Source organism: Micromonospora yongxingensis, assembly GCF_052601155.1.
This window is the reverse complement of sequence record NZ_JBQXEO010000030.1, coordinates 56,884-83,117: the sequence shown is the minus strand read 5'-3', so window position 1 is coordinate 83,117 and position 26,234 is coordinate 56,884. Positions and strand designations below refer to the sequence as shown.

Genomic DNA, 26,234 nt, shown 5'->3' with positions numbered 1-26,234 from the left:
CCGTCCGGCCCGGAGAATGGGCCGGCCGGACCACGGGGACAGGTCAGCCGACCTGCCGGATGGTGAGCGTCGCCGACCCGGTCTCCTCCGCGTCCAGGTCGAGCGCCAGGGTGTACGCGCCGCCCTCGGGCAGCGGGCCGGTCTCGAAGCGCCCCGTCCCGCCGATGACGCAGCCGCTGCCCACCGGGGCGCCGTCCGGGCCGGTCAGGATCAGGATCCCGCACCGGTCGGGCAGGTTGGCGGCGGTCACCTCGACGGCGACGCGCCGGCCGGCGTCGGCGGTGAACCGCAGCCGGCTCACCGCGCCGGGTCGGCTGACGGTCACCGTGCCGGCCCTCCCGTCGGCGACGGTGTCGGCCTGCTCGTCGTGGGCGTCGCGGAGCCGCACGTCCGCCCAGCCGGTGTCGGCGGAGTAGCCGTCGAGCTCCAGGACGTACCGGCCGGTGGTCGGCAGGACGAACCCGTCGACGTGTCCCTGGCCGCGGATCACGCAGCCGCTGGCCACCTGCTCCCCGGCCGGGTCGCGCAGCCGCAGCAGGCCGCACCGGTCGGGCAGGGTGGCGCCGGTGACCTGGAGGTAGACCTTCTGGCCGGCGCGCCCGTCGAACGCCAGGCGGCTCACCGCCCCCGGTTGGGCGAGCGTCGCCCGGACCGCCGGCCCCTCGACACTGAGCGTCTTCTCCTCGTCGGTCACGGTGACGACCCGCACCGTCGCCCGGCCGAGGTCGGCGTCCCACGGGTCGAGCACCACCTGGTGGTCGCCGGTCGCGGTCAGCGTGGTGGTGTCGATGTAGCCGACGCCGCGGATGACGCAGCCGGTCGCCAGCTCGCGGCCCTGCGGGTCGAGGAGGAACAGCACGCTGCACCGGTCCGGAACGGTGGCCGCCGGTATCTCGATGAAGATCTTCTGACCGGCGCGGCCGGGCACCTTCATCGCGGCGGTGGCACCGGGCCGCGTCACCTCCAGGCTGACGTCGGCGACGCCGGGAGCGTCGCGCTGAGCCCGCGCGGCGTCGACGGCGAACGCCACCTGACCGGTGAGGCCGACGTCGAGCACACAGCCCGCCAGGATCTGCGGATCGGTGACGCCGGCCCGCCGGCAGACGAGTTCGGCGGTGGCCCGGTTGGGCAGGTCGGCGACGGTGACCAGCCGGTCCGGGAAGCGCCGGTCGGTGAACGTGCCGGTGTCCTGACCCGGCTCGTAGTCGAACAGGGACCGCCGGGCCTCCACCCGCCAACTGTCGGCGAAGCCGGGGTGGAGCGCCTCGAACGTCGGCGGCTGGGCCAGTCTGCCCCCGCCACGGACCGCCAGGTCGTCGGCGGGGTCACCGTCGTGGTCGCCGAGCAGGCCCTCCAGCTTCCCGGCCCGCCCGGCCGGCGCGCTGACGCTCACGCTCAGCCCCCACACCCCGAGCGGGTGCGCGTTCAGCGACGTGCCGTCCGGCCATTCCACGGTCACCGTGCCATCGCCCCAGGTGGTGACGGTGCCGCCGTGGGGCAGCTTCACCCCGGCCGGCGCGGAGACCGGCGGCGCGCCGTTCACCCGGGTCACCGGGCCGTCGGCAGTCGCGTAGACGCCGACCCGATCGCCGGCCACCCGGGCCGCGACGGCGGAGTTGACCGCCACCACGGAGCTGGCCGGGAACATCGTCTGTCGTACCTGGACCTCGAAGTCGTCCCCGGTCGAGCGGCTGAGCACGAACTCCCCGGCGGCCTGGAAGTCGTACCGGAGGCCGTCGTAGGTGAGCAGGTGCGGATCGCCGTTGCTGTTGGCGCAGCGGTAACCCTTGCCGATCACGGAGATCGAGCAACCACCGCTCGGCGGTCGGGGCGTGGGCTTGTCGCAGTCCTTGCCGTTCGCCGGCAGTTTCATCCCGCTGTACGTCGTGCGCGTCGGCACCCCGACCGCCCGCCGGTACGCGTTCTCCGCCAGCACCGCGTGCACCTCGCCAGGATCCACCGCGCTGGCGAACTGACCGCCCTGGGTGCAGAACTGACCCCGGTCGGTGTCGTTGATCTTGTCGAGGGCGTGGTTCATCTCGTGGATGAGGGTGGCGCACTGGTCCTCGGTGAAGCCGGCACCCTCCTCCGGCAGCTTCCGCCCGTCGTTCTCCGGCACCCAGTTGATCTGCACGTCGCTGCCCGGAACGTACGTCGTCGTGCTGCTCTCCGAGCCGAAGATCGGTCGGCGTACCTTGATCTGCTTGCCGGAGCGTTCCAGCGCGTCGAGCACGGCGCCGTTGCCGGAGCCACGGATCTGTCCGACGCAGCCCGCGTACTCCGTCTGCAGGTCGGCGTTGACGCTGACCACGGCGGACGCCGCCTGCGGGGCGAGCAGCACCAGGACCCCGGCCAGCAGCAGGCCCGCCCGGCCCGCGCGTACGCCGACCCGGTTCCGCAACCCGGTCACCCGCCCTTCACCTCGAACGCCACCGTGCCCTGCTCGGCCGTCGCGGCGCAGGCATCCGCCGGCACCCCCGGCAGCGGTGCCCTCAGGTAGCCGAGCACCAGCCGGTACGCCCCCGGTTGGTCGACCGGCCACCACGTGACGGCGGCTCCGCCGTGGCCGTCCGGGGCGGAGGTGGTCAGCGCGGCACCGATCGGGCTCTGCGGGTCGCTGCCGAAGGTCAGCTCCACCGACCCGCGCGGTGGCACCGGGACCAGGTTCTCGACCAGGTACGCGGTGAAGTCCCGGTAGTACGCGGCACCACCGACCGTGGGGGCCACCGGCTCGCCGTCGCGGGTCAGCGACAGCACCGTCACGGCCCCGTCGGGCACCCGGCTCAACCGGCACTCGGCGTCACGGTTGTTGACCAGCTTGAGACGGAGGCTGATCTGCTCACCCACCCGGTACGTCGGCTGCGACGGGCCGACGGTGAGGCCGACCGTCGCGGCGGGATCCTTGGGGGAGGGGGCCGACCGGGACCGGCGGCACCCGACGGTCGTGCCCATCAGCAGCAGGGCGAGGCAGCCGGCGAGCGCCGTGCGACCCACCGACCCTGCCCGGGGTACGCCCATGGGCGGTGCGCCTCCTCCGGATGCCGACGTCCGTCGCCAGCGATCCCGGCCAGCCTGCGTCCTCGGGTGCCGCGACCGCTGTCGTGATCCGGCCCGGTCGATGTCGGTAAGGCGACGGGGGTCGTCAGGGACTGTGCGCGGCGGGATCGGTGGGGGAACAGACGGCGGGCACCGGAAGATCCGGTGCCCGCCGTTGGTCATGGTGTTGGCGCCGGGCCAGACCCTGTTCGGCTGCGTCAGCCGTCTTGGCTGCGGAACGTGGTGGGGGTGCAGGAGTAGCCCAGGTAGTCCTCAGGACCGTTTGCCCCGCAGATATCCATCCGGACCACGTCGTTCGCGTAGACCTGGGCCGGATCCCAGATGATCGAGGACCCGGAGCCGCCGCCGTTGTACTGGGTGTCGATCAGGACGCCGTTGACGTAGACGCGACCCAGCACTCCGTCACCGTTGGCACACGTGTCCCGCACGACGAAATAGTCATCGTTCATGCCACCGCCGGGTGCACCCTCGCCGTAGTCGACGAAGTCGAGGCGACCAGCCTGGCACGAGGCGTTGTCGTCCCAGAGTGTCACGTAGTGGTCGTCGTTGTAGGCGGCGGCGGCTGGTGAGCCGGTGGCGAGCAGGGCAGCGGCGCCTACCGCGAACGCCATCGACAGTTTGAGCGCAAGACGCTGGACCGACATGTGCGACCTCCATGAGTGGTAATTCGGCCGATGAATTCGATGGCCGTTTCCCAGCGTATTGACGCGGCTTGACGGGCTGCCACCGTCGATGTCTGTCCCGAACAACACGCATCTGTCCGGCCTGGTCAATGGCTGGTTCGGTTTTGTTCCGAACAGATGATCGGCGCCATGTGGTGCACGTCGTAACCGATTCCGGAACGCGCAGAAGCGCCCGCCCCCACCCGGGGGACGGGCGCTTCGGTGTGCGAGGTCTGTCAGCCGACCACGGACCTCAGTGGAATCGAGGCGTCGCGGAGTGCGCGTACCAGATCACCCAGGAACGGGTGCTCGTCGGCCTGGCGTCCCTCCGGGTTGGGGATCACCAGGTAGGCCGAGCCGCCGGCCACGGACGCCCGGGCATCCGGGGTGAACCTCTCGACGATCGCCCGCGTGCGTGGCAGGTCGGCCGCGGCCACCTGGATGGTGGTCGGCCGCCACCCGCCGCCCAGTTCCGCCGCCACCGGTGCGGCGGCGGCCGCCGCGCGCGCCGGGTCGACCCCGGCCGCGCGCCGGGGGTCCGGCGCGGCGCCCGTCTCCGGGTACAGCAACGCGTTGGCCACCAGGTGCAGACCGTTCTCGTTGTACGCCCGGAACAGCGGGTTGAACGCGAACAGCACCGCCCTGCCGGCGCCGGTCGGCTCGTCGACCAGTGCCGCAGTGCCCTTCAGGGTGTCGCCCGCGACGGTGTAGCCGTTGGCCCAGAAGGTGTCGCCCGCCGGGTAGCGGAGGACGTTGGTCCCGGTGGTGCTCGGGTTGAGGATCGGGTCGCTGTTGTTGAACTCGAAGTCCTCCGCGGGGCGGCCCAGCGCGACCGGGCTGTCGTGGTCGACGTCCACCCGCAGGTGTGAGCCGATCACCTGGTAGTCGGCCGGTTTGGGCTTCTCGGTGGTGGAGGTGAGCCCGGCGGCCCGGGCCACCCGGGTTCCCTCGTTGCGCAGCCCGACGTAGGTGTGGCCCTGGGCCACCCAGTCGCGCAGGTTGGCCTGCCCGGTGGCGGTCAGACCGCCGGTCGGGCTGCTGCCGTCCGGCACCAGCAGCACCGTACGTCCGGTGAACGCCTCGGTGTTGTCGTTGATGTCGGCCGTGGTCACCGGGGTGAGGTGCAGACCCCACCGCTTGCCGAGCACGTACCTGGCCTCGCCGTGCGAGCCCGACGTGGTCGAGATGCCGGTGCCCTGGAACAGCCCGACGTCCGGCAGGGCGAGGCGGGTCCCGTTGGCCGGCCCGCCCGGGGTCAGGGTCACCCCGAACGATTCGGCCAGGTCGTCGACCGTACGGCTCAGCCTGCTCGCCGGGAGGGCGACCGAGTTGGTGTTCAGGTCACGCACGAGCGGCACACCCCGCCCGAGCAGGGTGAAGGTGAACTCCGCGGCGGCCGCCGAGTCCAGCGGGTACCGGTACGTGCCCCACGGCCACGCCAGCCCGCCGCGGCCGCCGGAGATCTGTCGCACCAACTGGGCCCTGGGTCGGACGTTGTCGCCCGTGTAGATGGTGGACACGCCCATGAGCAGCGGGTTGCTCCAGGACGAGACGTCGTAGAAGTAGGGGAAGGGAACGTACGGGTCCTCGCCCATGATGGCCTGGATCCAGTGTTTCTGCGGCTGGTCCATCGGGATCCAGTACGCGCCCCTGGGCACGGTCACGTTGGTGGCCGCCCGGCCGCCGAAGACCCGCGCGGTGGGCAGCCGGGTGGGCTGCTGCACCTCGTACACCTCGACGTCCATCCGGCGCAGCCGCTCGACGAGCTGGCGGACGTCGGCGAGTTGCCGGTCGGGCAGCAGGAAGTACGAGCGGATGCTGATGTCCGGCACCGGGAACTGGACCTCGTTGGTGGGCTGCACGACCTCGTTCGGCTCCAGCGTGCCGGCCCTGCCCTGGGCGAGCGCGTCGGTCCAGATGTCGAAGTAGTCGGTGAGCACCTCGTGCTTGTTCGCGGCGGCCCAGCCGAGCGTCGCCCACTGGGTGTTGAACTGCTGCTGCACCCGGTCGGCCACCGCCGACGCGCTGCCCTTCTCGAACGTCATGCCAGCCGCGCCGAAGCCGGTGGTCGGCACGGTGTCGCCGTAGCCCATGAAGAACATGTCGTACGTGTCGTAGTTGAAGTAGCACTCGGTGGTGACGGTCTCGTCGCAGGCGCCGTTGAAGCCGAAGCCGGCCTTGTTGGCCGCACCGATCCGGTTGATCCAGTCCACGGCCTCGCCGGCGATCTCGTGGTGGATCGGGTCGGCGTTGGGCGGGAAGAAGTACTGCCGGCCGCCCATCTCGTGGGCGTCGATGAAGACCTGCGGCGGGTATCGCCGCAGGAGTTCGAGCTTGCCGTCGGTCTCCTGCTGGGTACGGGCGAACCAGTCCCGGTTCATGTCGAAGCCGAACTCGTTCTGCCGCCGGGTGGCGTCCCGGCCGTCCGGGTTCTGGGTCGGAACGATGATGGTGACCAGGTTGTCGTTGCGCTGGGCGACCGCGCAGGAGAGGCCGGCGGCCAGCTCGTACAGCGTCTTGAGCGCCGCGTCGGTGCCGCTCTTCTCGCCGCCGTGCACGTTCGCGGTGACCCAGACGATGGCCGGGCTGTCCTTCGCGGTCCGGGACGCCGTCCTCGCGCTGGTGCGGCGGGGGTCCCGCAGGTCGCGGACGTCGTCGGCGATCCTGCGCAGCGCCGACGGCCGCACGTTGCGCTCGTTGGACACCACCGCGTACGGCAGCGGCTGGCCGAGCACACTCGTGGCCATCACGCCGGTGACCACCCGGTCGGAGGCGCCGTCCACGGCACCGAGGTAGGTCCGGACCTCCTCGTTGGTGACGACCCGCTCCTGACCCACGCCCAGCGGGAAGCCGAGCACGGCCTCCGGAGCGGGCACCGTGCTCAGCCGGGCGGTCGGGTCGTTGCTGCACGGGGAGGGCCGGGCGGCGCTCGCGGCCGTGCCGCTGAGCAGGGGAGTCATGCCGAGTAGGAGCGTGATCGCGGCGGCGCTCGCCAACCGCCTCGGAGGGACCGTCCAGGACGGACGCATCGATGGGGCCATGTCTCGTGTTTCCCTTCTCGGGAAATGGCTCGCAGTGGCCGGAGCCTATGAACCGCCGGTACCCCGGTCAAGGTCTGATCGATTCCGATGACTGCGTGGGATGCCTGTGCCGGGGACGGCTGGCAGGATGGTCCGCGCGTCGCGCGCCAATCTCGCCGCTCCGCCGGTGGCGGCCAGCGTGAACGAGGTCGATCGACGGCCGCAGTGGTGTTCCACCCGCAGTCCTCGGTCCCGTCCGGAAGGAGGAGACAATGCCCGCGTCTCTGGAGACGATCACGCTCTCGGTCTGTCCGGATCTTCCGTCCGCCGACGCTGAGCGTTCTCTCGCGTCCTGGCTGCGGTCCGAGGACCGGCTTCGCGACAGGGTGACCGCGCCGCCGGCCGGTTCGACGACACCGCCCGACGAGATGTCGGCGGAGGCCACGGACGCGCTGCTGGTGGCCGTCGACAGCAGCGGCGTCGTGATGGTGCTGGTCCAGGCGATCGCCGGCTGGCTGACCCACCGGCGCGACGACGTGACCGTGAAACTCACTGGTCCGGACGGATGGTCGGCCGAGCTGGACGTGCGCCGAGCTCGTGACATGGACGAGGTGACCGCGCTCATCGAGGCCGCGGTAGGCGCGGTGGCACCGCGACGGGGATAGTCGGCCCGCCGCCGGCCGGGGATCCGGTCGGCGGCGGGCCGGAAGAGCGGTACGCCTACCAGGTCGTCAGGCCGAGGCCGATCGTCTTGGTCAGCGTGGCGTTGTCGTCGTCGCCGTCCAGCGACCAGATCATGGCACCGGCCAGGCCGGCCCGCCGGATGTAGAGCATCTTCTGCAACACGACCGCCGGGTCGTCGTACGTCCAGAACGTCGTACCGTCGAACAGCCAGGCGTGACCGGCGCGGAGGTCGCGGTGCACCGTGTAGCCGTTGCCGGCCAGGGTCTTGAGCTGCTTGTAGTCCTCGTATCCGGCCTCGAAGGTGGCCGGCGCGGGTCCGGTGGCGGGCTGGAACAGGCCGTTGCCGCCGCCGGTGATGCCGGTCCAGCCACGGCCGTAGTACGGGATGCCCAGGACCAGCTTGTCGCGCGGCGCGCCGCGGGCGATCCAGCCGTCGATGGCCACCTCGACGGAGAAGTCCGGGTTGTCCGGCGAACCAGCCGGGACGCGCAGAGCGGACTGCTGGTTGGCCACCGCCTCCCAGCCGCCGTGGAAGTCGTACCCCTGCACCGTGGCGAAGTCCAGGTACGTGAAGATCTTGCGGCCCTCGTATCCGGCGTCCATGGTCGCCGGGTTGGCCGGCAGGAAGGCGGTCAGCGGGTGGTGCTCGCGGGTCGTGCGACCGTACGCGTCGAGCTGCCGGCGGAACTCGGCGAGCAGCTTGGTGAAATTTTCCCGGTCCTCGGGGCGGATGACGTTGCCCGGCTCACCGGCCCAGTTCGGCCACTCCCAGTCCAGGTCGATGCCGTCGAAGACGCCGGCCGCGGCACCCGGGCCGCCTGCGGCGCCGTTTCCGCCCGGCAGGTTTCCCTTCAGGTAGAGGTCGATGCAGGAGGTGACGAACGCCTTGCGGGAGGCGTCGGTGCGGGCGGCGTTCGAGAAGTACGTCGACCAGCTCCACCCGCCCAGCGAGATCAGCACCTTCAGGTCGGGGTGCTTGGCCTTCAGCTTGGCCAGCTGACCGAAGTTGCCGTTGAGGGCCTGACCCGGGGCGTCGGCGACTCCGTCGACGCTCTCCTCCGCCGGGACGGGGCGCTGGTAGTCGGCCCAGGCGTCACCCTCGCCCGGCCCGCCGTCCACATAGCAGCGCCCGTCCTCGCTGAGGTTGCCGAAGGCGTAGTTGACGTGGGTGAGGCGGCTGGCCGCCCCGGAGGTGTCGAGCTTCTTGACGGGGAACGCCCGGCCGTAGATGCCCCACTGGGTGAAGTAGCCGACCCGGTGGTAGCCGGCGCGGCGGTCGGGTTTGTCGGCCGCGTTCGCGGCGGTCGGCGGGGCTGCGGTCACCAGCATCGTCGCCAGGGCGACGACGGCGGTGAGGCGGCGGTGACGGAATGGTCGCATCGGCACTCCCACGAGGAATGGAGCGGAATTAGTAAAGACACTTATCTGATTGATGAAGTTAAGCCGACCAGGGTCCACGGTCAAGAGCCACCAGCCGCACGGGGGATTGTGGGCGCGTTACCCGGTGGTAACGATGTTGTGCCATGGACTCAGCCCTGACCTTGATCGGTCTGCCCATCGCCCTCGGCATCATCATGCTCGGCCTGGGTCTCGGGCTGACCACTGAGGACTTCCGCCGGGTCGCGCAGCATCCGAGGGCCGCCGTCATCGCGCTGGCGTGCCAGGTGCTGGTGCTGCCGGCGCTCTGCTTCGGCCTGGTGCTCGCCTTCGACCTGGCACCCGAGCTGGCCGTCGGGATGATGCTGCTGGCCGCCTCACCGGGCGGAACGACGGCGAACCTCTTCAGTCACCTGTTCGGCGGGCACGTGGCCCTGAACATCACCCTGACCGCCATCAACTCGGTGCTCGCCGTGTTCACCCTGCCGATCCTGGTCAACCTGTCGGCGGCGTACTTCCTGCCCGACGGCAGGAGCATCGGCCTGCAGTTCGACAAGGTGCTGCAGGTGTTCGCCATCGTGCTCGTCCCGGTCGCGATCGGCATGCTGATCCGGGCCCGGGTCCCCGGCGTCGCCGAACGCCTGAACCGCCCGGTGCGGATCCTGTCCGTCGTCGTGCTCGTCGCGGTCATCGTCGGCGCCGTGCTCGGCGAGCGGGAGAACATCGCCGACTACTTCGTCTCCGTCGGCCTGGCCGTGCTCGCGTTCAACCTGCTGAGCCTCGCGATCGGGTACGGGGTGCCCCGGCTGGCCGGGGTCGACCGGAGCGCCGCGACGGCGGCCGGGTTCGAGATCGGCATCCACAACAGCACCCTGGCCATCACGATCGCGCTCAGCCCGGCGCTGCTCGACAGCACCCAGATGGCGATCCCCGGAGCCGTCTACGGCATCGTCATGTTCTTCACGGCGGCGGCCTTCGGCTACCTGGTGACCCGCGTCCGCGCCCGGTCCGTCACCACCGCCTGAGCCGGCGCGCCGCCGACCTCCAGGTGCACGCCCCGGCAGGCGTGCTACCGGAGGTCGGCCAGGATCCGGGCGAGGGTGCGCCGGCCCATCCGGCTCATGGCCGGGTTGCTGTGGTGGTAGTACCAGACCGCACCCATGGACTGCTGGAACGCCCACGCCTTCCCGCGCTCCCACTCCAGGTCGCCGATGCCGAGGTGCTCCCGGAGCGCCTGGCGCGGCCCGGGTTCCAGCAGATGCCACGCGCCCACGAGATCGAGGGCACGGTCCGCCGGACCCAGGCCACCGACATCGAGAACTCCGGCCAGCCGCCCGTCGGAGACGAGCACGTTGCCCGGAATGAGATCACCATGGGTCATCGTGTCCGGGTAGTCGCCACGCGGCAGGTGCCGCAGGCCCGCCCAGACCTGGCGGAGCCGCGCGACGTCGAGGAGCCCTTCGCTGTGCCGGAAACACGTCGCCATCCACTCGTCGTGGTCGGCCAGATCACCGCCTCGCCCGCGCCCGCTGAACCTCCGGCCCCGGGTGTCGATGGCCCGCACGCCCTGGATGAACTCGGCGAGGTCGTCCGCGAACGCCACGGAGCGACCCGGGTCCTGATCGGTCGCCACCGCCCCCGAAATCCAGGTCTGCACCGACCAGGGCAGCGGATACCCGGCGTCGGGTTCACCGATGGCGACCGGCTCGGGAGTCGGAAAGCGCGTCCGGCCCAGCAGCTCACGCGCCGCGTCGGCCTCACTCTCCAGGCAGCGGCGCGCCGGCTCGACCTCCTGCGGTTGCAGGGGAAAACGGGCGGTGTACCGATGGCCGATGCGGAAGATGGCGTTGACCGTTCCCTGCGAGGAGACACGCGTGACCTCCATCGCCCGCCACTCGGGGAACTGCGTGTCGACGAGCTTCCGCACCGTCTCGGTGGGCACGCTCAGCTGGCCCTCATGCATCTGCACACCGGGACCATGGCATCCCCGGGTCACCGTCGCAATCCGGTTCCGCCCGGTCCCGGTGGCCCGAACCGCTCCCGGCGTCAGCCGACCTGGTCGCTGTCCTTCAGCGCACCCCAGCCGTGCCAGCGGTCGATCTCGATCCAGGCACTCACCCGAGCGCGCTCCCGCCGCGGGTACGCCTGCCCCGTGTACTGCCGGGACAACCGGTCGATGTCCGCGAGGCCCTCGTCCGCGCGCAGCTCGCCGACGTGCCCGATGATGCTGAGGTGCGTGTACCAGCCGGCGTCGTCCAGCACGGTGAGGGAGACCCGGGGGTCGTTCCGGATGTGGGTCAGCCGGCGGCGGCTCTCGTCCATGTTCACCAGGATCCGACCGTCGTCCCACAGGTACCACGTTGCGGCGGACACCGGTTGACCACTCGCCTGGAGGGTGGTCATGACGGCCGGGTTCGGCTTCTGCAGCATGGTGATCGCGGGCTCGGGCAGCGGTGGCTTGGACATTCGGTCTCCTCCTCGCGTCGGCGTACCCCTGCACGTTACGCACCTGCCGTTGCGACCGCTTCTGGATGAGGGCGAGCAGGCACGGCAGCCCGAAGAGCGGACTTCGCGCCTTGGTGATTCGCCCAATGGGGATGAGGCAGCGTCACCCCCTGCCCCTGGAGGCTGTCGAGGTACCAGTTCGCTCGACACCCGAGAGGTGAAGAGTGCAGTCGCGGCACATTGCGGTCAGGGGCTCGTAACTGGTGGTTCGACGGCGATCCGGCTTGAGAGGAGCAACAGGTGGAATACCAGGATTTCATCGACGCAGTGGCCACGCGGGCGAAGGTGTCGACCGACCAGGCGGCGACACTCACCCGCGCGACGTTGGAGACATTGTCGGATCGGATCAGCGCCGGCCAGGCTGAGGACCTTGCCTATCAGCTTCCCGAAGGGCTTGACGATCACCTGCGCAAACCGCCACCGCGTAGAGGGGAACATGCCACGTCGTTCGGGCTCGACGAGTTCGTGCGGCGGGTGGCGGACCTCCCGGACGTCGACCGTGCCCTCGCTGGTGCCGGCGTCCGCGCGGTGCTCACCACGCTACGTGAGGCTGTTTCCCGTGACGAGTTCGAGGACGCGATGGCCCAGCTTCCGAAGGAGTTCCGGCAGGTGATCGAACCGGTGGGCGTGGTCGGGAAGGAGAACCGGTGAACTACGCCGAGTTTCTCGAAGCGGTCGGGAAGCGGGCGGGAATGCCGGCGGCGGAGGCGGCGAACGTCGTCGGAGCCACGCTGACGACCTTGGCGGAAGGGGTCAGTGGCGGCGAGGCGCGGCACCTGGCCACGCGGCTCCCCGAGGAGTTGCGGGGGTACCTGCACAAGGAAGTGGACTTCGCCGAACGGCTCGACCTCGTGGAGTTCCTCCATGAGGTAGGAGCCCGCGCGGGAACAGATGACGAACGGCCCGCTGAGGGCGCCCGCGCCGTGTTGACGACCCTGCGCGAGGCGGTGAGCCCCGAAGACCTCGAGAGTCTGGAATCCGAGCTGCCGAAGGACATCCGGCAGCTGCTTCATCCGGTTCCCCCCGGCGTCGGAGCCTGAACCGAGCCACGTCCTGGCCTGATCCGGGTACGGTGCGCGGGTGGAGGTTGGATTCGCCCCGCCCGTCTCCGGCTCATGGGCCACACCGGCAAGCATGATCCATGTCGCCCGCCGCGCCGAGCAGCTCGGATACCACTCGCTCTGGACGTTCCAGCGGCTCCTGGTCCCCGCCGACCTCGGGTGGAGCGAGACCTACCACAGCGTCCAGGACCCGCTGACCACGCTGGCGTTCCTGGCGGCCCACACCACGCGGGTCCGGCTCGGCGTCGCGGTGCTCAACATGCCGTTCATCTCTCCGGTGCTGCTGGCCAAGCAGACCGCGACTCTCGACATCCTCGCCGGCGGACGGCTCGACGTGGGACTGGGCCTCGGCTGGGCGGATGAGGAGTATCAGGCGACGGGGGTGAGCAAGCATCGGCGGGGCCAGCGCGCCGAGGAGTTCCTCGCCGTTCTTCGTACCCTGTGGCAGGACGACGTCGCCGAGCATCGCGGGGAGTTCTACCAGATCCCGCCGACGCGTCTGGCGCCGAAGCCCGTGCAGCGGCCACACCCGCCGATTCTGCTCGGCGGCCAGGCGCCCGCCGCGCTGCGCCGGGCCGGCAGGCTCGCCGACGGCTGGGTCAGTGGCAGCCAGGCGGACCTGACGGGCATCGGCGAGGCGGTCGCGACCGTCAAGGCCGCCGCTGCGGAGGCCGGCCGCGATCCCGGCTCACTGCGATTCGTCTGCCGCGGCGCGGTCCGCGTACGCCCGATGGGCCCGCCCGGGCGCGAGCCGCTCACCGGCACGCTCGAGCAGATCCGGTCGGATCTCGGCAGACTTGCCGAAGCCGGCATCACGGAATTGTTCGTCGACCTCAACTTCGATCCGGAGATCGGCTCACCCCGCGCCGACGCGCAGGCGTCGCTCCGGCGGGCCGACGAGGTGCTCGACGCCCTCGCTCCGACCCGCTGACACCCCCGACCGGCGCTCACCCGGCCGGGTCGGCTGCCGAGTCCGCCGCGGTCCACGCCGACCAGCCGGTCACCCGGATCGCGACCACCGGCCCGGCTGGTGACCGCTGGACGTACTGCGGATACTTGTCGGCCAGCGCCGCGCGGGCCGCGGCCTCCTCCGCGCAGTCCTCCACCAGCCGGCCGTGCCCGTCCAGCCGGACCCACCACAGCCGCGACCAGTCCTCGTCGTACTCGTCGACCAGCAGGCAGGCATGCCCCGTCGCCCGGATGTTCTCCACCCGGCGCAGCCGCCGGTGGCGCTTGGGCTTCTCGTCCACCGCGTGGTAGACGACATCGTCGAGCAGCACGAAACACACGGGCACCAGGTGTGGACGCCCATCCGCTCCGACGGTGGTCAGCCGGGCCACCCTGGCCGACCGGACCCGATTCCGGATCTCGTCGGCGGGCACAGGCCCGACGGTAACAGCCAACGCCGGCCATGGTGACTCGTTGTGCCCGTGCCTCCGCCTGAGCGACCGACACCCGCACCCCCGGTCGATTACCCGGCGCGGGGTCTGCGTGCGGGGAACCCAGCCCGGGGCAGCCACGTCGTAGGGGGCATGACGGGTAGCAGCGCCCACGTGTCCCATCCAACGGCCGCGACCGGCGTCCCGCGAGTCATGACTCCAGCTCGCGTCATGGGGCTGGCCCTGGTCGCCGGCTTGGCGCTGGTCACCGGCTGTACGACCGAGCCGGCCCCCGTGCCGGCACGTGACCGGGGAGTGCCGGGCGGCGGATTCCGGCTCGTCGCGTTCGACTCCTGCCCGGAGGCGCTACGGCAGCTGAAGACGGCTGCCAGGGCGTACGTCGGGCCCTGGGGGTTCGGGCCGAACGGGGACATCCGTACCTTCGGCCGCGCCGAACAGGCTGCGGCGCCCGCCGCGGCGGGGCAGGCGGATGCGGCCTCCAAAGCTGCCGCCCCCGGCTACTCGGGCACCAACACGCACGAGGCCGGGGCCGACGAACCGGACCTGGTCAAGACCGACGGCAAGCGGATCGTCACCGTGCGGCACGGCAAGCTGTACGTGGTCGACCCGGCCACCCGCCGACTCACCGGAGAGCTGGACCTGGCACCGGATGCCGATGGGTTCGGCGGGGGCGAGGACGCCCTGCTGTTGCAGGGTGACCGGGCGCTGGTGCTGCGCCGCGACGGGTGGGCCGGGATGGCGAAACCCGCCGTCCCCGAGGGAGGCGGGCGCGTCACGGACGCCCCGACGCCGGACGGTATCGTCGGCCCCCAGCTGATCATGGTCGACCTGTCCGGCGAGCCGAAGATCATCGGCGAATACCGGATCGACGGCACTCTGGTGGACGCCCGCCAGGTCGGCACGACGGTCCGGGTCGTGGTCCGCTCCGCGCCCCGGTTGGACTTCCCGTACCGGGAACGGGCCACCGATGAGCAGCGCACCACCGCCAACCGCGAGATCATCGACAACGCCACCGCGGACGACTGGCTGCCCCGCTACGAGGTCACCTCCGGCGGGCGAACCAGCGCGGGACGGGTCGGCTGCGAACGGGTGAGCCGGCCGGCCGCCTACTCCGGCACGTCGCTGGTGACCGTGCTCAGCTTCGACCTCGGTGCGGCCACGCTCGGCGCTGGCGACCCGGTCACCGTGATCGCCGACGGCGACACCGTATACAGCAACGGACCCCGGCTGTACGTCGCCAACGACCAGCGCTGGCGGGTGCTGCCGATGCTGACCGCGCGGAACATCCCACCCGATCCCAGGGACGAGACCACTGAGATCTATCAGTTCGACGTCTCGGGCGCGGGTGCCCCGCGGTACGTCGCCGCCGCGTCCGTCCCGGGCTGGCTCGTCAACCAGTACGCCATGTCGGAGTGGGACGGTCACCTGAGAGTGGCCACCACCAGTGGCCGTACCTGGGGCGACAGGCCGAACTCGACGTCCAGCGTGTACGTCCTGCGCGCCGACGGCACGGCGCTGACCCAGGTCGGCAGGGTCACCGGACTGGGCAAGGGGGAACGGATATACGCGGTACGGTTCGTCGGCGGCACCGGGTACGTCGTCACCTTCCGGCAGACCGACCCGCTCTACACCGTCGACCTGCGTGATCCGAGGGCGCCGAAGGTGACCGGCGACCTGAAGATCAACGGGTATTCGGCGTACCTGCACCCGGCCGGCGAAGGACGGCTGCTCGGCGTCGGGCAGGAGGCGTCCGGCCAGGGCCGTGTCCAGGGCACACAGCTCTCGCTCTTCGACGTCTCCGATCCGACCAAGCCGACCCGCGTCGCCCAGTATCACGTCAAACAGGGGCACTCCGAGGCGGAGTTCGACCCGCACGCGTTCCTCTACTGGCCGGCCGAACGCCTGGTCGTGGTCCCACTGACCGTCCACGGCGCAGGCGCCGTGAGTGAACCCGGTGCGGTGGACGGCCGGCGCAGCCCGGGCCTGCCGAGCAACGGGGCGCTGGCTCTGCGGGTCGGCGACGGCGGGTTCACCCAGGTCGGCACGGTCGACCACACGTTGGGCACGGGGCGTCCCGAGGACCTGACGCCGATCCGCCGGTCACTGGTGGTCGACGGAGTGCTCTGGACCGTTTCCGACGCTGGCCTCAAGGCGACCAGCCTCTCGACGATGAAGACCCTCGGCTGGCTGCGTACGGCGTGAACGGCACGGTGACCGGCTGTCCGATGGCTTGCGGTCGCCGGAACTGATCGGGCTGCACCCGCGTGCGGGGCGTCGCGCCTCGCCGGAGAAGATGTCAGCATGACCCAACCCGCACTGCCCAAGCGCGTCGTCGTCACCGGTGCCACCGGCAAACTCGGTGGCGCCGTGGTCGCGCACCTGCGCGCCGTGGGAGTCGACGTCTTGGCCGTCGACCGCGCCGGCGGGCGCGATCCCCGCGACGTCAACGGCGAGTTCCTCCTCGTTGACCTGACCGACTACGGGCAGGTGGTGGAGGCGTTCACCGGCGGCGCCGACGAGCACCCGGGCGGGATCGAAGCGATCGTGCACCTCGCGGCGGTCCCGGCCCCGGGGTTGCAGTCCAACGCGACCACCTTCGCGAACAACTCGGCGGCGACGTACAACGTGTTCGCCGCGGCCCGGGCGGCCGGGATCAAGCGGGTGGTGTGGGCGTCGAGTGAGACGGTGCTCGGTCTGCCGTTCGACACCCCACCGCCGTACGCGCCGGTCGACGAGGAGTACGCAGCGCGCCCGGAGTCGACGTACTCGTTGAACAAGGCGCTCGAGGAGGAGATGGCGCGGCACTTCTGCCGCTGGGACCCGGAGCTGGTCATGGTGGGCCTGCGGTTCTCCAACGTGATGGACGTGGAGGACTACGCGCCCTTCCCCTCGTTCGACGCGGACCCGGCGCTGCGTCGGTGGAACCTGTGGGGCTACATCGACGCCCGCGACGGGGCCCAGGCGGTCGAGCGGGCACTGGCCCATGACCAGCCCGGTGCCGACGTCTTCATCATCGCCAACGCCGACACCGTGATGAGCCGGTCCAGTGCCAGCCTGATGGCCGAGGTCTACCCGGGTGTCGAGGTCCGCCGGGAGCTCGGCGAGCACGAGACCCTGCTCAGCATCGACAAGGCGCGGCGGGTGCTGGGCTACGAGCCGCGGCACTCGTGGCGGGACCACGTGAACCTGACGTAGTCCAGGTCAGCGTGCGGCCTGGTAGGCGCGGCCCACGGCGGTGGCTTCGCTGCCGGTGCGGAAGAGCCCCGTCTGGTCCTTGTCCGTGGCGGGCAGGCCGAACCAGGCGTAGCGGTGCAGCCAGGTCAGCCCGCTCAACATGCGGGTCGCGGCGGTGAGGAACGCGGCCTGCTGCGCCTGGCTGGGGAAGCGGACGCCGTTGGAGAAGTCGATGAGGGCGAACTCGGTGAGCCAGATCGGCAGCCTGTAGCGGTCGTGGACCGCCTGGAGGTAGGACCTGAGCTGGTTGACCGCGCTGGTGGTGGTGAAGTCGCCGCCGTACCAGTGCAGGGCGATGAAGTCGACGCGGTAGCCGCGCTCCTTCGCGCCGGTCATGAAACGGTCCAACCACTCGCCGGGCCGGTCGCCGCCCCACGCCACGGCCGGGCTGCCCAGCGGGAGGCCGGTCGCCTCCAGTTGCGGCCACAGCTCCAGCGCCTGTTCCACGCTCATGTTCGCCTGACCGCCCATGTCCGGCTCGTTGAACCCGAGCAGGTGGCGGCCGTTCTGCCTGGCCGCTCGCAGGTTGCTGGCGGTGACGCTCTTCGCCCCCCAGATCATCGGGACGAACTCGCCGCCCTTCGGGGTGGTGACGCCCTGGTGGCCCACGTTCCAGGTGTAGTACCAACTGGCCGTCGAGGTGGCCAGTGCCTGGCTGACGCCGTCGAAGGTCCAGACACCGACGCCCTTCTTCTTCGAGGTGGCCGTGGGGGCCGCCGGGGCGGCCGGGCGCGCGCTCGTCGGCTTCGGCTTCGCGGCGGTCGGGGTCGCCGTCGGCGTGGTGGTGGCGGATGCCGTGGCGGTGGATGGGCTGGACGACGGGGTGATGAATGCCGGTGTCTCGGCGGCCTGCGTCGCGGCCGGGGCGGCTGCCGGGCCGGTCGGTTGGACCACGACGATCACCCCGGTCACCAGTACGGCGGCCACGGCGGCCACGGTGACCGGCCACAGCACCCGCCTCGCGCCGAGCGGGAGGCGCCCGCGCAGCCCGCGCCGACGTTCCGCGTGGGCACCCCGGGTCGCCTTTGCGGTGTCGGGTCCACCCCGGCCGGTTGCGTGCATCGTCTCGACTCCTTCGCGTGGTCCATCGCTGCCTGATGGGGGCGGTGGTGAGGCGACCCGTTGGTGCCTCCCCTCAGGAGACTGGCCGGCGGTGGCGGGATAACAGTTTCCGGTGCGGTCGGAACCGGACGCAGTGAACGTCTTCACTTGACCACAACGAGCGCGTAGCCTGCCTGAAACGATTCATTGAGCGGAGGCCCGCGTGACTCGTCATACTCCCGGAATCCGGTCGGCAGCCCGGCGGCGTCGGACAGCAGTGCTCCTGGCGGCGGCGACGGTCGCCGCGGTCGTCCTCACCGGAGCCCCACCGGCACTGGCATCGCGGGGGCACGCCCCGGGTGCACCGGTCGCGCTGACGTCCCCGCACCTGATCGGGCAGGAGACCCGGCTGGTCGAGACCAGGGTCGCCCCGGTCGCGATGCGTACCGCCGCCGACGGCACGGTCGTCGCGGACTTCGGCGTGGTCATCCCCGCCCGTCCGGTCGTCCGGTTCGACGCCGGGGTGGCCGGGCGCACGGTCGACCTGCGGGCCGGCTACACCCTCACCGACACCGGCCGGGTCGCCACGTCCACCCTGGAGACGCAGGGCACCACCATGGCCTTCCCGTACCTGCAGAAGGACGGGGCACAGGAGTACCGGGCCTTCACCCATCTCGGTTTCCGCTACCTGGAGATCCCCGGCGCCGGCGAGACGATCTCGGCGCGCGACGTCTCCGCCGTCGTGGTGCACACCGACGTACCGGCCGGCCGCCAGGCGAGCTTCAGCAGCTCCGACGCGACGCTCGACGCGGTGTGGACGATGATGAAGCGGTCCGCGATCTACTCCGTGCAGGAGGCGTTCGTCGACACTCCCACCCGGGAGAAGGGCCAGTTCCTCGGCGACGCCGCGAACATCTCGTACGCCACGATGGCCGCCTTCGGCGAACGCGACGCCACCCAGCAGGCCATTCGTGAGTTCCTCCGCTCGGCCGCCCGCTACTGGACCGCCGAGGCCGACCGTGGCCGCTACAACGCCGTCTACCCCAACGGTGACGGCAAGCGGGACATCCCCGACTACTCGCTGATGTTCGTCGACTGGGTGTGGCGGTACTGGACCGAGACCGGCGACCGGGAGTTGCTGGCCGAGGCGTACCCGGCCATCCGCGACACCGCCGAGTACGTGCTGCGCCACATCCCGGCCACCGGCCCCACCGCCGGCCTGGTCACCGACCTGTCCGGCGGGAGCGGCGCCTACCGCTACGGCATCGTCGACTGGCCCGAGCCCGGCCGCTTCGGCTACGACATGACCACCGCCGCCCGGACCACCATCAACGCCCAGGGCGTCGACGTGCTGCGAACCACCGCACGGATGGCCGAGGCGCTGGGCCGGCCCGCCGACGAGGTGACCGCGTACGACGGGCGGGCCGCCGACCTCACCGACGCGATCAACACGGCGCTGCGCGCCGCCGACGGCAGCTATGTCGACGGACTGTCGGCCACCGGCGAGCGCAGCGGCCACGCCGGGCAGCACGCCACCTCGTACGCCGTCGCCCACGGGGTGGCACCACGGGCCGACCTGCCGGCGCTGGCCGACCACGTCGCGTCGATGGGCATGAGGCAGGGGCCGATGACCGCCCACTGGCTGCTGCACGCGCTCGCCGACGCCGACCGGCCCGACGCGGTGCTGCGGCTGCTGACCAACCCGGACGACCTGGGCTGGGCGAACATCCTCGCCCAGGGCGGCACCTTCACCTGGGAGGCATGGACCCTCGACCCCGGCAGCAACTTCAGTCAGTCGCACGGCTGGGGAGCGCAGGCGGTCGTCGACGTGCAGGAGACCCTGCTGGGCGTCCGCACCGCCAGCCCCGGTGCCGCCGTGGTCGACGTCGTTCCGCCCGCCGTCGGGCTCGACCGGGCCAGTGGCACGGTGCCGACCCAGCGCGGGCCGGTCCGCCTCGACTGGCGACGTACCGGCGCCGGCCTGCGCGTCGACCTCGACGTGCCGGTCAACGTCACCGCCCGGGTCGCGCTGCCCGTCCTCCCCGGAAAGTCCTACCGGGCCGCCGGTCCGAGCAGGGCCACCTTCGTGGGCGTCGAGGACGGCCGCGCCGTCTTCGAGGTGGGCTCCGGCCGGTCCAGCTTCCACCCGGTCGCCGGTCCGGCGGCCCAGCCGCGCTGACCTCCCGTACGAGGCCGTCCACGGCCCACCGCCACCACCGGAAGGATGAGGACCAGGAATGATGCGCTTGACGCGGCGCCGCGCCGCACCCTCCGCGCTTCTCGTGCTACTGCTCGGCCTGACGCCGATGGTGGTGCCGGGCCCGGCCGCCGCCGCGCCGGCGGCCCCGGCGCTGACGGTGACCGGCCTGACCACCGAACGGGCCACCGAACCGATCGGGCTGGACGTGGCGAAGCCCCGCCTCGGGTGGCGCGTCGAGGCCACCGCCCGGGGCGTGCTCCAGGAGTCGTACCAGGTGCGGGTCGCCACGAGCCCGACCCGGCTCGACGACGCCGACGTCTGGGACAGCGGTCGCGTGCGGTCGCGGGAGAGCACCCTCGTCCCGTACGCCGGCCCGCAACTGCGACCACGGACCCGGTACGCCTGGCAGGTCCGGGTCTGGGACACCGCCGGCCGCACCTCCGGGTGGAGTGCGCCCGCGTCGTGGGAGACCGGCGTACGGGGCGCCGACGGCTGGCAGGCCGACTGGGTCGGCATGCCGTCGCCCACCGAGTCCTGGACGGACTACACGGTGCAGACGACGGTACGGCTGGAACGCGACGCGGCCGGCATCTACCTGCGCGCCCGCGGCCCGGCGAACGCGTACATGTGGCAGTTCTCCAGCACCGGTGGCAGTGCGAAACTGCGCCCGCACGTACGGGTCAACGGCGCCTGGACCCTGCTCAAGGAGGTGCCGCTCGGTGGGGTCGTACCGGCCGACAAGCTGACCGCGCCGCACACGCTGCGCATCACCGCGGCCGGTGACACCATCACCACCTGGGTCGACGGCACCCAGGTCGACGTCACCCGGAACACCGCGCACCGGGCCGGCTCGGTCGGCCTGCGCACCAACGGGGTGGAGAGCGGCGTCTTCTCCGACTTCTCGGTGACCAGCGGCGACAGGACCCTCTTCGCGGCACCGCTCACCGACGGCGCGAACCCGTTCGGCGCGGGCACGGCCACCGCCGACGGCCTGCGGGTGGCCGGCGACACCGAGGCCATGCTCGCCGCGCTGGACGCGAACCCGCTGCTGCGCCGGGGCTTCCGGGTCGACGGCACGGTCGCCCGGGCCCGCATCTACGCCACCGCTCTCGGCGTCTACGAGCTGTCGCTCAACGGTCAGCGGGTCGGCGACCACGAGTTGGCACCCGGCTGGACCGACTACGCCAAGCGGGTGCAGTACCAGACGTACGACGTGACCGACCAGCTCCGCTCGGGCGACAACGCCCTCGGCGCGCTGCTCGGGGACGGCTGGTACGCCGGCAGCATCGCCTGGTTCGGCAGCGACTTCTACGGCTCCCGGCCGCACCTCAGCGCGCAACTGCTGATCGACTACACCGACGGGCGCAGCGAGACGATCGGCACCGACGGCTCGTGGCGCGCCACGGCCGGACCGTTCCTGCAGAGCGACCTGATCCACGGCGAGACCTACGACGCGCGGCGGCTGCCGGCCGGCTGGGACCGACCCGGTTTCGACGACTCCGGCTGGTCGCCCGCCACCGTCGACGACGTCGACGCCACCGACCGGATCGTCGCCCAGGTCGACCCGCCGGTGCGGGTCACCCAGGAGCTGCCGGCGAAGGCACTGACCCAACCCACCCCCGGCACCTGGATCTTCGACCTCGGCCAGAACATGGTGGGCAAGGTGCGGCTGAAGGTCGCAGGCCAGGCCGGCGCCACGGTCCGCATCCGGCACGCCGAGGTGCTCAACCCCGACGGCACCGCGTACACCGCGAACCTGCGCACGGCCCGGGCCACCGACCACTACACCCTGCGGGGCGGCGGGGCCGAGGTGTACGAACCGACGTTCACCTTCCACGGCTTCCGCTACGTCGAGCTGACCGGCTACCCGGGCACCCCCGACCTGTCGTCGGTGACCGGCCTGGTCATGCACACCGACGGTGAGCTCACCAGCGAGTTCGAGACGTCCAACGCGATGGTGAACAAGCTGCACAGCAACATCACCTGGGGGCAGCGCGGCAACTTCCTGTCCATCCCGACCGACACACCGGCCCGGGACGAGCGGCTCGGCTGGACCGGGGACATCAACGTCTTCGCCAACACCGCGACGTTCAACATGGACAGCCTGACGTTCCTGACCAAGTGGTTGCAGGACCTGCGCGACGCGCAGTCGACCAACGGCGCGTACCCCGATGTGGCGCCCCGCGCCTGCTGCGGCGACGGCGCGACCGGATGGGCCGACGCCGGCATCACCGTGCCGTACGCGCTCTGGCAGCGCTACGGCGACACCCGCGTGGTGGAGGAGCACTACACGTCGATGGCGCGGTACGCGTCCTGGCTGGAGAGCACCAGCTCGGGCCACCTGCGGACGAACGCCGGCCCGTACCTGGACTGGCTCAACCTCGACGACCCGACGCCCGCCGGTGTCGTCGGCACCGCCTACTACGCCCACAGCATCCGGCTGCTGGGCCAGATGGCCGCCGCCATCGGCAGGGACGCCGACGCGGCCCGCTACGCGGCGTTGTCGAAGGACATCGCGCAGGCGTTCGTCGACGCCTACGTCTCGGCCGACGGCACGGTGCAGGGCGACAGCCAGACCGGGTACGTGCTGGCCATCGGCATGGGCCTGCTGCCCGACCCGCTGCGGTCCAGGGCGGCCGACCGGCTGGTCGCCAACGTGCAACGACACGACTGGCACCTGTCCACCGGCTTCCTCGGCACCCCGGACCTGCTGCCGGCGCTCAGTGACACCGGGCACCTGGACGTCGCCTACCGGCTGCTGCTCAACGACACCTACCCGTCGTGGGGTTACGAGATCGCCAAGGGCGCGACCACGATCTGGGAGCGCTGGAACTCGATCATGCCGGACGGCAGCTTCGGCGACGTGTCGATGAACTCCTTCAACCACTACGCCTACGGCGCGGTGGGCGACTGGATGTACCGCACCGTGGCCGGCATCCAACCCGACGCCGGCAACCCCGGGTACGCGCACCTCACCTTCGCCCCCCAGCCCGGTGGCGACCTCACCTCGGCGAAGGCGTCGTACCGCTCGGCGTACGGGCCGATCGGCAGCGACTGGACGCTCGACGCCCGCGGCGACATGCGGCTGCGTCTCACCCTGCCGGCGAACACCTCGGCGACCGTGCGTCTGCCGGCACCCGGGCGGAACGCCGTCACGGAGGGCGGCCGGCCGGCGGAGCAGGCCGACGGTGTGCGGTTCGTCCGCATGGACGGCGCGGTCGCCGTCTACGAGATCGGGTCCGGCACCTACTCGTTCGCCATCGACCGTGTGCTCGGCGACCTGGGCGACGCCGGCGACGCGGCACGGGAGCTGGTGACGCTCACCGACCAGCTCGCCGGCGAGATCGGTCGACCGGTGGCCGAGTACCTGCGGGGCCGGTTCGGCCGACTCTCCACCGAGACGACGGCGGCGCGGACGGCGTACCTGGCGGGCAACTCCCGTTCGGCCGCCGGGGACGTCCACCGGGCACTGGCCACCGCCGCCGACACGGCCCGGTGGCTGCGGACCCAGGTCGCCGTGGGTCGCCTCGACCAGGCCCATGCCGACCGGTTCACCGCGCTGCTCACCCGTGTCGACCAACGGCTCTCCGCGGCGTCGTCGACCCTGGTCGGCGCCGTGGTCAAGCTCGACCTGCCGGTGGGGGAGCGGCTGCCCGGCGACGTCGTACGCGCCACCGTCGTGGTGGCCAACGGGGGGCCGGACCCGCTGACCGGTGTGACCTCCGAGCTGCGAGCACCCGACGGTTGGACGGTGACACCGGTCGGCGGACCGGCCACCACGGTCGCACCGGGCGGCACCGTCAGCCACCGCTACGACCTGCGGATTCCCGCTGGTCAGGCACCGGTGACCGGGGCCGTCGAGGGCACCGCCAGCTACCGCCACCGGGGCGGCAGCGCCACGCTGCCCGTCGCGGGAACCGTCGTCGTCGCGCCCGCGGTGCAGATCGTGTCGGCGGCGCCGACCCCGGCCGAGGTCACGCCCGGCGCGGCCACGACCGTCGGTACGGTGCTGCGCAACCGGGCCGGCGTGCGGGTGGCGGGGCAGCTCACCGTCACCGCGCCGGACGGCTGGCGGGTGGCGCCGGTGACCGCCGGGTACGACCTCGCCCCCGGCGCGGAGACCACCGTGTCGACCGTCCTCACCGCGCCGGTGTCGGGCACGCAGGGGACGGTTGAGGTCACGGTCGCCACCGGCGGCACGGCGGCCGAACGGCACACCCTCACCGTCCCCGTCCGGTTCGACGACCCGCCACCGGGTGCGTACGACCACGTCGACCTCGGCGCCGCGGCGTCCGAGCAGGCGCACCGCCTCGCCGCCTCGACCTACTCGGCCACCAGCACCGAGGCCGGGCTGACCCGGCGGTACACGGACACGACCCGCCCCGGCGGCTGGTTCGAGTTCGACCTCGCCGTCGAGCCCGGCATGCCCTTCGTCCTGCGGGCGATCGAGACGTACGACGGGCCGCAGCTGAAGGACTACGAGGTGGTCGTGGACGGGGTGGTGGCGCACACCCGGTCGTGGCGGCGCACGGCGGGCGGGGCCGGCACGGTCAGCTACCAGTTCGCCGTCGACCTGCCGGACGCCACCCGCGACGGGCTCGTGCGGGTGCGGTTCCAGGACACCGGGGACGGCTACGACCCGTCGATCGCCGACGTCTGGGCCACGGCCGTACCGGCGAGCTGACCGGGGGCGCGGTGACGGGGAGCCGGGCGGGCATCCGCCCGGCTCCCCGGTCGCGTGGGGCGGCCGCCGTCAGCGGCGGGTGCGCCGGGGTTGGTCGCTGGAGCGACGGACGACCAGCTCCGGTTGGAACACCACGTGCCGGTGCCGGTGCCGGTGCGTGTCGCCGGACTCGGCCTCCTCCAGCAGCATCTGCGCCGCGGTGCGGCCGAGCTGGTCGCGGGGCTGACGCACCGACGACAGCGGCACCGCCGCCGCGTCGGCGAACTCGATGTCGTCGTAGCCGACGATGGCCACGTCGGCCGGCACCCGCAGGCCGCGCGCGGTCAGCTCCTGCAGTACGCCGAGGGCGATCAGGTCGTTGGCGCAGAATACGGCGGTGGGGCGCTGCCGGGCCGGCAGCGTCAGCAGCTCCTCGGCGGCGCGCCGGCCGGCGGCGACGGTCAGGCTGGTGGTCACCGCCACGCGCAGCTCGGCGTCGCCGCCCCGCTCCTCCAGCGCCGCGGCGGCGCCGGCGTGCCGGTCGGCGACCTGGGCGATGGACAGTGGGCCGCCGAGGTAGGCGATGCGGTGGTGGCCCTGGTCCAGCAGGTGGTCCATGGCGAGCCGGCCGCCGAGGACGTCGTCGACCGCCACCGAGCAGCGGTTCACCCGGCCGGTGCCCCGGTCCACCAGCACCACCGGGATGCCCCGGTCGATGAGCTTGTCCAGGTTGGGTTGCGGGCCGTGGTCGACGGGGGTGATGAGCACGCCCCGGACCCGCTGCTCCTCCAGCAGCTCCAGGTGGCGGCGCTCGCGGGCGCTGTCCTCACCGCTGTTGCAGACGACCAGCATGGCGCCGGCTTCCTCGATCACCTGCTCGGCGCCGCGGACGACGTCGGTGAAGAACGGGTTGGCCACGTCCAGGACCACGATGGCGACGGTGCGGCTGTGCCCGGCACGCAGTTGGCGCGCGGAGTCGTTGCGGACGTAGCCGAGGGTGGTGATGGCGTCCAGCACCCGTTGGCGGGTGGCGGGGGCGACCATGTCGGGCCGGTTGAGCACGTTGCTCACGGTGCCGAGGGAGACGCCGGCGTGCCGGGCGACCTCCTTGATGTTCGCCGTTGCCATGGCTCCCTCGACGCTCCGTACGGTGGTCGCGGCCCCGCGCCCGGCGTGGGCGTCGCGGTCGCGGCGATCCCCGGGAAGTCCCGAACGCGTCGCGTGGGACGGCTCGACCGGGTCGCCCCGGCAGTGTATAGCGGCTAAAACGTTTCATCTAGCCGACCTGCGGCACCGCGCGTGGCGTCACCGACCCGTGGGTCGTCGGGGG

The 26,234-nt window shown here is 71.9% G+C and carries 19 protein-coding genes; 9 read left to right on the top strand and 10 right to left on the bottom strand.

What is annotated here, in order from left to right; translation table 11 throughout:
- Positions 1–43 precede the first annotated feature (43 nt).
- The 4 genes from ACTWLT_RS27605 to ACTWLT_RS27590 all read right to left on the bottom strand — a co-directional run bounded on the left by ACTWLT_RS27605 (position 44) and on the right by ACTWLT_RS27590 (position 6,679).
- A complete protein-coding gene (locus ACTWLT_RS27605) occupies positions 44–2,410 on the bottom strand; it encodes a VWD domain-containing protein (protein ID WP_445320854.1) in 2,367 nt (788 codons plus the stop codon).
- Positions 2,407–3,018 carry a hypothetical protein gene (locus ACTWLT_RS27600; protein WP_445320853.1) on the bottom strand — a complete coding sequence of 204 codons (612 nt, stop codon included), beginning with the start codon at positions 3,016–3,018 and terminating at the stop codon, positions 2,407–2,409. Before ACTWLT_RS27600 ends, ACTWLT_RS27605 begins: the two co-directional genes overlap by 4 nt.
- Positions 3,019–3,254: 236 nt before the next feature.
- Positions 3,255–3,701: a hypothetical protein gene (locus ACTWLT_RS27595; RefSeq protein ID WP_252415163.1), complete on the bottom strand. Its 447-nt coding sequence runs from the start codon at positions 3,699–3,701 to the stop codon at positions 3,255–3,257.
- A 254-nt stretch (positions 3,702–3,955) separates the two neighbouring features.
- Complete coding sequence (locus ACTWLT_RS27590) at positions 3,956–6,679, bottom strand: M14 family zinc carboxypeptidase (RefSeq protein ID WP_445320852.1); 2,724 nt, start codon at positions 6,677–6,679, stop codon at positions 3,956–3,958.
- 332 nt (positions 6,680–7,011) lie between these two features.
- On the opposite strand from ACTWLT_RS27590, the gene ACTWLT_RS27585 reads away from it, so the two are divergent.
- Entirely contained in the window at positions 7,012–7,404 is a 393-nt protein-coding gene (locus ACTWLT_RS27585) for an effector-associated constant component EACC1 (protein ID WP_445320851.1), read from the top strand.
- Between the two features lie 55 nt (positions 7,405–7,459).
- On the opposite strand, the gene ACTWLT_RS27580 is transcribed toward ACTWLT_RS27585, so the two are convergent.
- A complete protein-coding gene (locus ACTWLT_RS27580) occupies positions 7,460–8,803 on the bottom strand; it encodes a glycoside hydrolase family 18 protein (RefSeq protein WP_445320850.1) in 1,344 nt (447 codons plus the stop codon).
- Between the two features lie 143 nt (positions 8,804–8,946).
- Between ACTWLT_RS27580 and ACTWLT_RS27575 the strand changes: the two genes are divergently transcribed.
- The gene (locus ACTWLT_RS27575; protein ID WP_445320849.1) at positions 8,947–9,825 is read left to right on the top strand and encodes a bile acid:sodium symporter family protein; all 879 of its coding nucleotides are present in this window, start codon (positions 8,947–8,949) and stop codon (positions 9,823–9,825) included.
- Positions 9,826–9,869: 44 nt separating this feature from the next.
- Here ACTWLT_RS27575 and ACTWLT_RS27570 read toward each other — a convergent pair whose 3' ends face one another.
- Positions 9,870–10,763, bottom strand: a complete 894-nt coding sequence (locus ACTWLT_RS27570; protein WP_445320859.1) for an aminoglycoside phosphotransferase family protein — start codon at positions 10,761–10,763, stop codon at positions 9,870–9,872.
- An 83-nt stretch (positions 10,764–10,846) separates the two neighbouring features.
- Entirely contained in the window at positions 10,847–11,266 is a 420-nt protein-coding gene (locus ACTWLT_RS27565; protein ID WP_445320848.1) for a PPOX class F420-dependent oxidoreductase, read from the bottom strand.
- A 279-nt stretch (positions 11,267–11,545) separates the two neighbouring features.
- On the opposite strand from ACTWLT_RS27565, the gene ACTWLT_RS27560 reads away from it, so the two are divergent.
- Genes ACTWLT_RS27560 through ACTWLT_RS27550 form a run of 3 tightly spaced genes read left to right on the top strand, consistent with a single transcriptional unit; the run spans position 11,546 to position 13,297 of the window.
- Entirely contained in the window at positions 11,546–11,956 is a 411-nt protein-coding gene (locus ACTWLT_RS27560) for a DUF2267 domain-containing protein (protein ID WP_445320847.1), read from the top strand.
- Positions 11,953–12,345, top strand: coding sequence for a DUF2267 domain-containing protein (locus tag ACTWLT_RS27555; protein ID WP_445320846.1), 393 nt, complete (start codon positions 11,953–11,955; stop codon positions 12,343–12,345). The genes ACTWLT_RS27560 and ACTWLT_RS27555 overlap by 4 nt, the downstream gene beginning before the upstream one ends.
- Positions 12,346–12,385: 40 nt before the next feature.
- Positions 12,386–13,297 (top strand): TIGR03619 family F420-dependent LLM class oxidoreductase, encoded by a 912-nt coding sequence (locus ACTWLT_RS27550; RefSeq protein WP_445320845.1) that lies wholly within the window; start codon positions 12,386–12,388, stop codon positions 13,295–13,297.
- A 16-nt stretch (positions 13,298–13,313) separates the two neighbouring features.
- Here ACTWLT_RS27550 and ACTWLT_RS27545 read toward each other — a convergent pair whose 3' ends face one another.
- Positions 13,314–13,748, bottom strand: a complete 435-nt coding sequence (locus ACTWLT_RS27545) for a TIGR03668 family PPOX class F420-dependent oxidoreductase (RefSeq protein ID WP_445320844.1) — start codon at positions 13,746–13,748, stop codon at positions 13,314–13,316.
- A 210-nt stretch (positions 13,749–13,958) separates the two neighbouring features.
- On the opposite strand from ACTWLT_RS27545, the gene ACTWLT_RS27540 reads away from it, so the two are divergent.
- Both ACTWLT_RS27540 and ACTWLT_RS27535 read left to right on the top strand, forming a co-directional pair.
- The gene (locus tag ACTWLT_RS27540; RefSeq protein WP_445320843.1) at positions 13,959–15,968 is read left to right on the top strand and encodes a beta-propeller domain-containing protein; all 2,010 of its coding nucleotides are present in this window, start codon (positions 13,959–13,961) and stop codon (positions 15,966–15,968) included.
- A 99-nt stretch (positions 15,969–16,067) separates the two neighbouring features.
- Complete coding sequence (locus ACTWLT_RS27535) at positions 16,068–16,961, top strand: NAD-dependent epimerase/dehydratase family protein (protein ID WP_445320842.1); 894 nt, start codon at positions 16,068–16,070, stop codon at positions 16,959–16,961.
- Positions 16,962–16,967: 6 nt separating this feature from the next.
- Here ACTWLT_RS27535 and ACTWLT_RS27530 read toward each other — a convergent pair whose 3' ends face one another.
- Positions 16,968–18,062 (bottom strand): glycoside hydrolase family protein, encoded by a 1,095-nt coding sequence (locus ACTWLT_RS27530; RefSeq protein ID WP_445320841.1) that lies wholly within the window; start codon positions 18,060–18,062, stop codon positions 16,968–16,970.
- Positions 18,063–18,318: 256 nt separating this feature from the next.
- Here ACTWLT_RS27530 and ACTWLT_RS27525 point away from each other — a divergent pair, with 256 nt between their 5' ends.
- Positions 18,319–20,220, top strand: coding sequence for a family 78 glycoside hydrolase catalytic domain (locus ACTWLT_RS27525; protein WP_445320840.1), 1,902 nt, complete (start codon positions 18,319–18,321; stop codon positions 20,218–20,220).
- A 58-nt stretch (positions 20,221–20,278) separates the two neighbouring features.
- The gene (locus tag ACTWLT_RS27520; protein ID WP_445320839.1) at positions 20,279–24,925 is read left to right on the top strand and encodes a family 78 glycoside hydrolase catalytic domain; all 4,647 of its coding nucleotides are present in this window, start codon (positions 20,279–20,281) and stop codon (positions 24,923–24,925) included.
- Positions 24,926–24,994: 69 nt separating this feature from the next.
- Here ACTWLT_RS27520 and ACTWLT_RS27515 read toward each other — a convergent pair whose 3' ends face one another.
- Entirely contained in the window at positions 24,995–26,032 is a 1,038-nt protein-coding gene (locus ACTWLT_RS27515) for a LacI family DNA-binding transcriptional regulator (protein ID WP_445320838.1), read from the bottom strand.
- Positions 26,033–26,234 lie beyond the last annotated feature (202 nt).